This window comes from Stenotrophomonas tumulicola, from assembly GCF_014117215.1.
Lineage (GTDB): Bacteria > Pseudomonadota > Gammaproteobacteria > Xanthomonadales > Xanthomonadaceae > Stenotrophomonas > Stenotrophomonas tumulicola.
Genome location: NZ_JACGXS010000017.1, coordinates 13,583 through 22,912 on the forward strand (window position 1 = coordinate 13,583; position 9,330 = coordinate 22,912).

14 protein-coding genes are annotated in these 9,330 nt (G+C 61.9%); all 14 read left to right on the plus strand.

The features are described 5' to 3' along the window. Position 1: 1 nt before the first annotated feature. The 14 genes from rpsG (at position 2) to rpsQ (ending at position 9,322) form a co-directional block, all read left to right on the plus strand. Positions 2-469 carry a 30S ribosomal protein S7 gene (gene rpsG, locus H4O11_RS18420; protein ID WP_182342184.1) on the plus strand — a complete coding sequence of 156 codons (468 nt, stop codon included), beginning with the start codon at positions 2-4 and terminating at the stop codon, positions 467-469. A 137-nt stretch (positions 470-606) separates the two neighbouring features. After that, positions 607-2,748: an elongation factor G gene (gene fusA, locus H4O11_RS18425; protein ID WP_182342187.1), complete on the plus strand. Its 2,142-nt coding sequence runs from the start codon at positions 607-609 to the stop codon at positions 2,746-2,748. A gap of 52 nt (positions 2,749-2,800) precedes the next feature. Further along, positions 2,801-3,991 carry an elongation factor Tu gene (gene tuf, locus H4O11_RS18430; protein WP_182342190.1) on the plus strand — a complete coding sequence of 397 codons (1,191 nt, stop codon included), beginning with the start codon at positions 2,801-2,803 and terminating at the stop codon, positions 3,989-3,991. Between the two features lie 347 nt (positions 3,992-4,338). Beyond that, the gene (gene rpsJ / locus H4O11_RS18435; protein ID WP_010341589.1) at positions 4,339-4,650 is read left to right on the plus strand and encodes a 30S ribosomal protein S10; all 312 of its coding nucleotides are present in this window, start codon (positions 4,339-4,341) and stop codon (positions 4,648-4,650) included. 11 nt (positions 4,651-4,661) lie between these two features. Continuing rightward, positions 4,662-5,312, plus strand: coding sequence for a 50S ribosomal protein L3 (rplC, locus tag H4O11_RS18440; RefSeq protein WP_182342193.1), 651 nt, complete (start codon positions 4,662-4,664; stop codon positions 5,310-5,312). 12 nt (positions 5,313-5,324) lie between these two features. Next, the gene (gene rplD / locus H4O11_RS18445) at positions 5,325-5,930 is read left to right on the plus strand and encodes a 50S ribosomal protein L4 (protein WP_182342196.1); all 606 of its coding nucleotides are present in this window, start codon (positions 5,325-5,327) and stop codon (positions 5,928-5,930) included. After that, entirely contained in the window at positions 5,927-6,226 is a 300-nt protein-coding gene (gene rplW, locus H4O11_RS18450; RefSeq protein WP_182342199.1) for a 50S ribosomal protein L23, read from the plus strand. Before rplD ends, rplW begins: the two co-directional genes overlap by 4 nt. A gap of 10 nt (positions 6,227-6,236) precedes the next feature. Next, the gene (rplB, locus tag H4O11_RS18455; protein ID WP_182342202.1) at positions 6,237-7,064 is read left to right on the plus strand and encodes a 50S ribosomal protein L2; all 828 of its coding nucleotides are present in this window, start codon (positions 6,237-6,239) and stop codon (positions 7,062-7,064) included. 6 nt (positions 7,065-7,070) lie between these two features. Further along, positions 7,071-7,340, plus strand: coding sequence for a 30S ribosomal protein S19 (gene rpsS / locus H4O11_RS18460; protein ID WP_004145340.1), 270 nt, complete (start codon positions 7,071-7,073; stop codon positions 7,338-7,340). 12 nt (positions 7,341-7,352) lie between these two features. Continuing rightward, a complete protein-coding gene (rplV, locus tag H4O11_RS18465; RefSeq protein ID WP_132866034.1) occupies positions 7,353-7,688 on the plus strand; it encodes a 50S ribosomal protein L22 in 336 nt (111 codons plus the stop codon). A 17-nt stretch (positions 7,689-7,705) separates the two neighbouring features. Next, on the plus strand, positions 7,706-8,437 hold the full coding sequence (rpsC, locus tag H4O11_RS18470) for a 30S ribosomal protein S3 (protein WP_038690288.1): 732 nt from the start codon (positions 7,706-7,708) through the stop codon (positions 8,435-8,437). A 5-nt stretch (positions 8,438-8,442) separates the two neighbouring features. Next, the gene (gene rplP, locus H4O11_RS18475) at positions 8,443-8,856 is read left to right on the plus strand and encodes a 50S ribosomal protein L16 (protein WP_004154486.1); all 414 of its coding nucleotides are present in this window, start codon (positions 8,443-8,445) and stop codon (positions 8,854-8,856) included. Next, positions 8,856-9,041 carry a 50S ribosomal protein L29 gene (rpmC, locus tag H4O11_RS18480; protein WP_042614223.1) on the plus strand — a complete coding sequence of 62 codons (186 nt, stop codon included), beginning with the start codon at positions 8,856-8,858 and terminating at the stop codon, positions 9,039-9,041. The genes rplP and rpmC overlap by 1 nt, the downstream gene beginning before the upstream one ends. An 11-nt stretch (positions 9,042-9,052) precedes the next feature. After that, the gene (rpsQ, locus tag H4O11_RS18485) at positions 9,053-9,322 is read left to right on the plus strand and encodes a 30S ribosomal protein S17 (RefSeq protein ID WP_166923616.1); all 270 of its coding nucleotides are present in this window, start codon (positions 9,053-9,055) and stop codon (positions 9,320-9,322) included. Positions 9,323-9,330: the final 8 nt, after the last annotated feature.

Here is a 9,330-nt window from a genome sequence, read left to right on the forward strand (position 1 = left end):
CATGTCGCGTAAAGGTAATACTCCACAGCGCTCCGTCCTGCCCGATCCGAAGCACGGAAGTGAAACGATCGCCCGCTTCATCAACATGGTGATGCTGAGCGGCAAGAAGTCCGTGGCCGAGAAGATCGTCTACGGTGCGATGGACGTCATCAACGAAAAGAACGCCAACTCGATCGAGCTGGTGCAGAAGGCGCTGGACAACGTCGCTCCGTCGGTCGAAGTCAAGTCGCGTCGCGTCGGTGGTGCCACCTACCAGGTGCCGGTCGAAGTGCGTTCCTCGCGCAAGATGGCACTGGCCATGCGCTGGCTGATCGACTCCGCGCGCAAGCGTGGTGAGAACACCATGCCGAAGAAGCTGGCAGCCGAACTGATCGACGCCTCGGAAAACCGTGGCGGCGCCATCAAGAAGCGCGAAGAGACCCACCGCATGGCGGAAGCCAACAAGGCGTTCGCGCACTACCGCTGGTGAGTTTGACGGCCTTGCAAAACAGGCAGGGCAGCACCATCTGAGTGCTGCCCCGCGACCCCGGAAGGGTCGCGCCAATCCGAAGGCCGCCGAAAGGCGGCGTTCGGCCATCCGAAATCCAAGAAATCTGAGAGGCTCCCGTGGCCCGCACCACTCCCATCGAGCGTTACCGTAACTTCGGCATCATGGCCCACATCGATGCCGGCAAGACCACCACGTCCGAGCGCATCCTGTTCTACACCGGCAAGAGCCACAAGATCGGTGAAGTGCATGACGGCGCTGCCACCATGGACTGGATGGAGCAGGAGCAGGAGCGTGGCATCACGATCCAGTCCGCTGCGACCACTGCGTTCTGGAAGGGCATGGACAAGTCCCTGCCGGAGCACCGTTTCAACATCATCGATACCCCCGGGCACGTCGATTTCACCATCGAAGTGGAGCGTTCGCTGCGCGTGCTCGACGGTGCCGTCTTCGTGCTGTGTGCCGTTGGTGGCGTGCAGCCGCAGTCGGAAACCGTGTGGCGCCAGGCCAACCGGTACAAGGTGCCGCGCATTGCGTTCGTCAACAAGATGGACCGCACCGGCGCCAACTTCACCAAGGTCGTTGGCCAGTTGAAGGCCAAGCTGGGTGCCGTGGCCGTGCCGATGCAGCTGCCGATCGGTGCTGAAGAAAACTTCAAGGGCGTGGTCGACCTCATCAAGATGAAGGCCATCCATTGGGATGACGCTTCGCAGGGCATGAAGTTCGAGTACCTGGACATCCCGGCCGACATGCAGGCGGAGGCCGAAGAGGCCCGCACCTACATGATCGAAGCCGCGGCTGAAGCCAGCGAAGAGCTGATGGAGAAGTACCTGGGTGGCGAAGAGCTGACCGAGGCCGAGATCGTCGAAGCCCTGCGCGTGCGCACCCTGGCGACCGACATCGTGCCGATGTACTGCGGTTCGGCGTTCAAGAACAAGGGCGTGCAGGCCATGCTGGATGGCGTGGTGCAGCTGCTGCCGTCGCCGATCGACGTGCCGGACGTGACCGGTACCGACGTGGACGACGAAACCGTCGCCCTGAGCCGCAAGTCCGATGACAAGGCCCCGTTCTCGGCGCTGGCCTTCAAGATCATCACCGACCCGTTCGTCGGCGCGCTGACCTTCTTCCGTGTCTACTCGGGCACGCTGAATGCCGGCGACCAGCTGCTGAACTCGGTGAAGGGCAAGAAGGAGCGCATTGGCCGCATCCTGCAGATGCACTCCAACGATCGCGAAGAAATCAAGGAAGTGCTGGCCGGCGACATCGCCGCGGCGGTGGGCCTGAAGGACACCACCACTGGTGACACCCTGTGCTCGCAGGACCACCCGATCATCCTGGAGCGCATGGTGTTCCCGGAGCCGGTCATCTCGATGGCCGTCGAACCGAAGACCAAGTCCGACCAGGAAAAGATGGGCCTGGCCCTCGGCCGCCTGGCCCAGGAAGATCCGTCGTTCCGCGTCAAGACCGACGAAGAATCCGGACAGACCATCATCTCGGGCATGGGCGAGCTGCACCTGGACATCATCGTTGACCGCATGAAGCGCGAGTTCAACGTGGAAGCCAACGTCGGCAAGCCGCAGGTGGCCTACCGCGAAACCATCCAGGCTGCGGACGTCAAGTCGGACTACAAGCACGCCAAGCAGTCCGGTGGTAAGGGTCAGTACGGTCACGTGGTGATCGAGCTGTCGCCGATCACCGCTGCAGACCGTGCCGATCCGAAGATCGGGCCGCTGATCAAGGACGATTTCCTGTTCATCAATGACATCACCGGTGGCGTGATTCCCAAGGAATTCATTCCGTCGATCGAAAAGGGCCTGCGCGAAACCATCACCAGCGGTCCGCTGGCGGGCTTCCCGGTCGTGGACGTCAAGGTCAAGCTGGTGTTCGGCTCGTACCACGACGTCGACTCCTCGGAAATGGCGTTCAAGCTGGCCTCCTCGATGGCCTTCAAGCAGGGCTTCTCCAAGGCCAAGCCGGTCCTGCTGGAGCCGATCATGAAGGTCGAGATCGTGACCCCGAGCGACTATCAGGGTGACGTGATGGGTGACGTCAGCCGTCGTCGCGGCATGCTGCAGGGTTCGAGCATGACCGGTGACGGTTCGGCCGAGATCATCAACGCGATGATCCCGCTGGGCGAAATGTTCGGCTACGCCACCTCGCTGCGTTCGCAGACGCAGGGGCGCGCCACGTTCACGATGGAATTCGACCACTACGAGCCGGCGCCGAGCAACATCGCCGACGAAGTCATGAAGAAGGCCTGAGCGTAACGCCCAGGTCCTCCACACCACTTTAGAAACTAAAAGGTAGATAGAAATGGCAAAGGGTAAGTTCGAGCGCACCAAGCCGCACGTCAACGTCGGCACCATCGGTCACGTCGACCACGGCAAGACCACGCTGACCGCCGCACTGACCAAGATCGGTGCCGAGCGCTTCGGTGGCGAGTTCAAGGATTATTCCTCGATCGACGCCGCACCGGAAGAAAAGGCGCGTGGCATCACGATCTCGACCGCACACGTCGAATACGAATCCCCGACCCGTCACTACGCCCACGTCGATTGCCCGGGCCATGCTGACTACGTCAAGAACATGATCACCGGTGCTGCGCAGATGGACGGCGCGATCCTGGTCTGCTCGGCTGCTGACGGCCCGATGCCGCAGACCCGCGAGCACATCCTGCTGTCGCGCCAGGTTGGCGTGCCGTACATCGTCGTGTTCCTGAACAAGGCCGACATGGTCGACGACGCCGAGCTGCTCGAGCTGGTCGAAATGGAAGTGCGTGAGCTGCTGAGCAAGTACGACTTCCCGGGCGACGACACCCCGATCATCGCCGGTTCGGCCCGTCTGGCGCTGGAAGGCGACCAGAGCGACATCGGCGTGCCGGCTGTCATCAAGCTGGTCGAAGCGCTGGACACCTGGATTCCGGAGCCGGAACGTGACGTGGACAAGGCATTCCTGATGCCGGTGGAAGACGTGTTCTCGATCTCCGGCCGCGGCACCGTGGTAACCGGTCGTATCGAGCGTGGCGTGATCAAGGTCGGCGAAGAAATCGAGATCGTCGGTATCCGCGACACCCAGAAGACCACCGTGACCGGCGTGGAAATGTTCCGCAAGCTGCTGGACCAGGGCCAGGCAGGCGACAACGCTGGCCTGCTGCTGCGCGGCACCAAGCGTGACGACGTGCAGCGCGGCCAGGTGCTGTGCAAGCCGGGTTCGATCAAGCCGCACACCGAGTTCGAAGGCGAAGTGTACGTGCTGTCGAAGGACGAGGGCGGCCGCCACACCCCGTTCTTCAACGGCTACCGTCCGCAGTTCTACTTCCGCACCACCGACATCACTGGCGCTGCCAAGCTGCCGGAAGGTGTGGAGATGGTGATGCCGGGCGACAACGTGAAGATGGTTGTCACCCTGATCAACCCGGTTGCCATGGATGAAGGCCTGCGCTTCGCTATCCGCGAAGGCGGCCGTACCGTCGGCGCCGGCGTGGTCTCGAAGATCATCAAGTAATCTGGTAAGATCTGCGCCCCGATGTTGCCTGGGTAGGGCATCGGGGCGCTTTTAAAAAGGGAAAAGAGACGCAGGACGTGTCTCGTGTTCCCCGGACCAGGAACGGTCGCGCCATTCAGGCTTTGTCAATAGCATGCTGTTGACAGGCATTTTGTATGTGCGCTATGCTTCCACGTCTGGGCAGGCCGGGAAACCGACCTGCCTACGTTTTTGAGGTTAATGGATTGACCTTGTCGGCCTGCAGGAGTGCGGGCCGTCTGTATTCAGGATGCTTTCAATCAGCATGTTCATGGGATAGGGCAACCCAGAGGCCCATCCGTCGCTCTTTTAATCAAGGAACCACCGTCATGGCGGACCAAAAGATCCGTATCCGGCTGAAAGCGTTCGATCATCGCCTGATCGACCGTTCGGCCAGCGAGATCGTAGAAACGGCCAAGCGGACCGGCGCGCAAGTGCGTGGCCCGATCCCGCTGCCGACCAAGATCGAGCGTTACACCATCCTCGTCTCCCCGCACGTCGACAAGGACGCGCGTGACCAGTACGAGACCCGCACGCACAAGCGCGTGCTCGATATCGTTGACCCGAACGACAAGACCGTGGACGCGCTGATGAAGCTCGAACTGGCTGCCGGCGTCGACGTGCAGATCAAGCTGACCTGAGGACTACGACCATGACGAAGAAATATTCGTTGGGCTTCGTGGGCCGCAAGGCTGGCATGAGCCGCGTTTTTACCGAAGATGGCCAGTCCATCCCGGTGACCCTGATCGAAGCAACCCCGAACCGCATCGCGCAGATCAAGACCGTCGAATCCGACGGCTACAGCGCCGTGCAGGTGACCGTCGGCGCGCGTCGCGCTGCCCTGGTCAACAAGCCGGAAGCCGGCCACTTCGCCAAGGCGAAGGTCGAAGCCGGTCGTGGCCTGTGGGAATTCCGCGTTGAAGATGCCCAGCTCGGCGATTTCGCCGTCGGTGGCGAAGTCAAGGCGGACATCTTCGAGGTCGGCCAGATCGTCGACGTCCAGGGTGTCACCAAGGGCAAGGGCTTCCAGGGCACCATCAAGCGCTACAACTTCCGTATGGGTGACGCTACCCACGGCAACTCGCTGTCGCATCGCGCGCCGGGTTCGCTGGGCCAGCGCCAGACGCCGGGTCGCGTGTTCCCGGGCAAGAAGATGTCCGGTCACATGGGCTCCGTGCAGCAGAGCACCCAGAACCTGGAAGTTGTCAAGGTCGACGTCGAGCGCGGTCTGATCGCGGTTCGCGGCGCCGTTCCTGGCGCGGCGGGTGGCGACGTGATCGTCCGTCCGGCGAGCAAGGCATAAGGAGAGATGACGATGGAACTCGTTATCACGGGTAGCAACAACAAGGTCTCGGTCTCCGACGCCGTGTTCGGTCGCGATTTCAGCGAAGATCTGGTCCACCAGGTCGTCGTTGCCTATCGCAATGCCGGTCGCGCCGGCACCAAGGCACAGAAGACTCGCTCTGAAGTGGCTGGCACCACCAAGAAGTCGAAGAAGCAGAAGGGCGGCGGTGCGCGTCATGGCGCGCTGACGGCTCCGATCTTCATCGGCGGTGGCGTCACCTTCGCGGCCAAGCCGCGCAGCTTCGAGCAGAAGGTCAATCGTAAGCAGTACCGTGCCGCCATGTGCGCGATCCTGTCCGAGCTGAACCGCCAGGGCCGTCTGACCATCGTGGAGTCCTTCGATGTCGAAGCGACCAACACGAAGGGTCTGATCGCCAAGCTGGCCGGCCTGGAAGTGGGCAAGCGCCCGCTGATCGTCACTGAGGAAGCCTCCGAGCACCTGTACCTGTCGGCGCGCAACATTCCCTACGTGGAAGTGCGTGACGTCCAGGGTCTGGACCCGGTGTCGCTGGTCGGTGCCGACACGGTCGTCATCACCGCTGACGCGGTCAAGAAGGTCGAGGAGTGGCTGGCATGAGCAGCAACGAAAAAATCTTCAGCGTGCTGCGCGCTCCGCGAGTCTCCGAAAAGACCGCGCGCCTGCAGGAACTTTCCAATCAGTATGTCTTCGAAGTGTCCAACGAAGCGACCAAGGCCGATGTAAAGGCTGCGATCGAGAAGTTGTTCGACGTCAAGGTCGAAGCGGTCAACGTGCTCAACGTGAAGGGCAAGAACAAGTCCTTCCGTAACCGCACCGGCCGTCGCGGCGACTGGCGCAAGGCATACGTGCGTCTCGCCGATGGCCAGTCCATCGATGTAACGGCCAAGGCCTGAGGTACATCCCATGCCATTGATGAAATTCAAGCCCACTTCCCCCGGCCGCCGTTCGGCCGTGCGCGTGGTTACGCCCGATCTGCACAAGGGCGCACCGCACGCAGCGTTGTTGGAGCCGCAGAGCAAGTCCGGTGGTCGTAACCACCACGGCCGCATCACCACCCGCCACGTCGGCGGTGGCCACAAGCAGCACTACCGCGTCATCGACTTCAAGCGCAACAAGGAAGGCATTCCGGCGCGCGTGGAACGCATCGAATACGATCCGAACCGCACCGCCCATATCGCCCTGCTGTGCTACGTCGACGGCGAGCGTCGCTACATCATCGCACCGAAGGGCCTGAAGGCCGGTGACCAGGTGATCGCGGGCTCGGATGCGCCGATCAAGGCAGGCAACACGCTGCCGCTGCGCAACATCCCGGTCGGTACCACGGTCCACGGCATCGAACTGAAGCCGGGCAAGGGTGCACAGATCGCTCGTGCCGCCGGCGCCGCCGTGCAGCTCGTCGCTCGTGAAGGCCTCTACGCCACCCTGCGCCTGCGCTCGGGTGAGATGCGTAAAGTGCCGGTCGAGTGCCGCGCCACCATCGGTGAAGTCGGCAACGACGAGCACAACCTGGAAAAGCTGGGCAAGGCTGGCGCCAAGCGCTGGCGCGGTGTCCGCCCGACCGTTCGTGGTGCAGCCATGAACCCGGTCGACCACCCGCACGGTGGTGGTGAGGCGAAGGCCGGCCAGGGTAATCCGCATCCGGTCACCCCGTGGGGTGTCCCGACCAAGGGTTACAAGACGCGCCATAACAAGCGCACTCAGCAGTTCATCGTCCGCGATCGTAGGGGCTAATCGACCATGGCACGTTCACTCAAGAAAGGCCCGTTTGTCGATCACCACCTGGTTGCTAAGGTGGCTGCCGCTGCGGGTAGCAAGCGTCCGATCAAGACCTGGTCGCGTCGTTCGATGATCCTGCCTGACATGGTAGGCGTCACCATTGCCGTGCATAACGGCAAGAACCACATCCCGGTTCTCGTCAACGAGAACATGGTCGGCCACAAGCTCGGCGAATTTGCCATCACCCGGACCTTCAAGGGTCACGGTGGTGACAAGAAGTCGGGCAAGTAAGGAGAGATGACAATGGAAGCGAAAGCCATCCTGCGCACCGCGCGCATCTCCCCGCAGAAGGCACGTCTGGTCGCTGACCAGGTGCGCGGTCTGCCGGCCGAGCGTGCGGTCAACCTGCTGAAGTTTTCGGACAAGAAGGCTGCCCACCTGATCAAGAAGGTGGTGGAGTCGGCTATTGCAAATGCCGAGAACAACCAGGGCGCCGACGTCGACGAGCTGAAGGTCAAGACCATCATGGTAGATGAAGGTCCGACCCTGAAGCGTTTCATGGCGCGGGCGAAAGGCCGCGGTACCCGCATCCTCAAGCGCACCAGCCACATCACTGTGGTTGTGGGCGCCGGCAAGTAAGCGGAAAGGAAAAGACCATGGGTCATAAAGTTCATCCGATTGGTATCCGCCTCGGTATTTCCAAGGATTGGAACTCCAAGTGGTACGCCAACAAGGGCGAGTTTGCCGGTTACCTGGCAGCCGACCTGAAGGTGCGGGAAATGCTGCGCAAGAAGCTCGCGCAGGCCGGCATCAGCAAGATCCTCATCGAGCGTCCGGCGAAGACCGCCCGCGTGACGATCCACACCGCCCGTCCGGGCGTGGTGATCGGCAAGCGTGGCGAGGACATCGAGAAGCTGCGCAAGGAAGTGAGCGAGATGATGGGCGTCCCGGCGCACATCAACGTCACTGAAGTGCGCAAGCCGGAGCTGGACGCGCAGCTGGTTGCCGAATCGATCGCGCAGCAGCTGGAGCGTCGCATCATGTTCCGCCGTGCAATGAAGCGCTCGGTCGGCAACGCGATGCGCCTCGGTGCCCTGGGCATCAAGGTCAACGTCGGTGGCCGCTTGAACGGTGCTGAAATCGCCCGTTCGGAGTGGTACCGCGAAGGCCGCGTGCCGCTGCACACGCTGCGTGCCGACATCGACTATGGCTTCGCTGAAGCCAAGACGACCTACGGCATCATCGGCATCAAGGTCTGGATCTACAAGGGCGAGGTCTTCGATTTCTCCCAGGTTGGCCAGGAAAAGCAGGACGACAGCCCGCGCAACGATCGTAACGATCGCGGCGACCGGGGTGACCGTCAGCGCCCGGCTCGTGAAGCGAGGTAACGACAATGTTGCAACCCAAGCGAACCAAGTACCGCAAGGTGCACAAAGGCCGTAACGACGGCCTGAGCTGGAGCGCCAACGCTGTCAGCTTCGGCGAGTACGGCCTGAAGGCCACTGCCCACGGTCAGCTCACCGCGCGTCAGATCGAAGCGGCCCGCCGCTCGATCAGCCGCTACGTGAAGCGCGGCGGCAAGATGTGGATCCGGGTGTTCCCCGACAAGCCCATCACCAAGAAGCCCATCGAAGTTCGAATGGGTTCGGGTAAGGGCAACGTGGAATACTGGGTAGCCCAGATCCAGCCCGGCCGCATGATCTATGAAATCGAGGGTGTTTCCGAGGAAGTGGCACGCGAGGCGTTCCGCCTGGCCGCCGCGAAGCTCTCGGTCACCACCACTTTCGTAACCCGGACGGTGCGCTGATGGACCTCAAACAACTCCGTGAAAAGTCGGCTGACGAACTGAAGGCCCACCTGATCGACCTGCGTAAGGAACAGTTCTCTGTCCGTATGCAGCAGGTCACCGGCCAGCTGCCGAAGACTCACGATATCCGCCGGGTCCGTCGCGAGATTGCTCGCACCAAGACCCTGCTCGGCAGCATCAAGTAAGGATGGCCGCTATGAGCGACAATACTGAAAACAAGACGCTGCGCACGGTCGAAGGCCGTGTCGTCAGCAACAAGATGGACAAGACGGTCACCATCCTGGTCGAACGCCAGGTCAAGCACCCGCTGTACGGCAAGTACATCAAGCGCTCGACCAAGCTGCACGCCCATGATGCCGACAACGCCTGCAACGAAGGCGATGTCGTGCGCGTGACCGAGATTGCTCCGATGTCCAAGACCAAGAACTGGCGCGTGGTGGAAGTCATCACGCGTGCGGCTGAATAAGGAGATCT

Excerpts from the sequence above, each read along its gene's own strand:
- tuf (WP_182342190.1), top strand. The coding sequence starts at position 2,801 with ATGGCAAAGGGTAAGTTCGAGCGCACCAAGCCGCACGTCAACGTCGGC.
- rplP (WP_004154486.1), top strand. The coding sequence starts at position 8,443 with ATGTTGCAACCCAAGCGAACCAAGTACCGCAAGGTGCACAAAGGCCGT.
- rpsQ (WP_166923616.1), top strand. The coding sequence starts at position 9,053 with ATGAGCGACAATACTGAAAACAAGACGCTGCGCACGGTCGAAGGCCGT.
- rplB (WP_182342202.1), top strand. The coding sequence starts at position 6,237 with ATGCCATTGATGAAATTCAAGCCCACTTCCCCCGGCCGCCGTTCGGCC.
- rplV (WP_132866034.1), top strand. The coding sequence starts at position 7,353 with ATGGAAGCGAAAGCCATCCTGCGCACCGCGCGCATCTCCCCGCAGAAG.
- rpsC (WP_038690288.1), top strand. The coding sequence starts at position 7,706 with ATGGGTCATAAAGTTCATCCGATTGGTATCCGCCTCGGTATTTCCAAG.
- rpsJ (WP_010341589.1), top strand. The coding sequence starts at position 4,339 with ATGGCGGACCAAAAGATCCGTATCCGGCTGAAAGCGTTCGATCATCGC.
- rplC (WP_182342193.1), top strand. The coding sequence starts at position 4,662 with ATGACGAAGAAATATTCGTTGGGCTTCGTGGGCCGCAAGGCTGGCATG.
- rpsG (WP_182342184.1), top strand. The coding sequence starts at position 2 with ATGTCGCGTAAAGGTAATACTCCACAGCGCTCCGTCCTGCCCGATCCG.
- rpmC (WP_042614223.1), top strand. The coding sequence starts at position 8,856 with ATGGACCTCAAACAACTCCGTGAAAAGTCGGCTGACGAACTGAAGGCC.
- rplW (WP_182342199.1), top strand. The coding sequence starts at position 5,927 with ATGAGCAGCAACGAAAAAATCTTCAGCGTGCTGCGCGCTCCGCGAGTC.
- rpsS (WP_004145340.1), top strand. The coding sequence starts at position 7,071 with ATGGCACGTTCACTCAAGAAAGGCCCGTTTGTCGATCACCACCTGGTT.
- rplD (WP_182342196.1), top strand. The coding sequence starts at position 5,325 with ATGGAACTCGTTATCACGGGTAGCAACAACAAGGTCTCGGTCTCCGAC.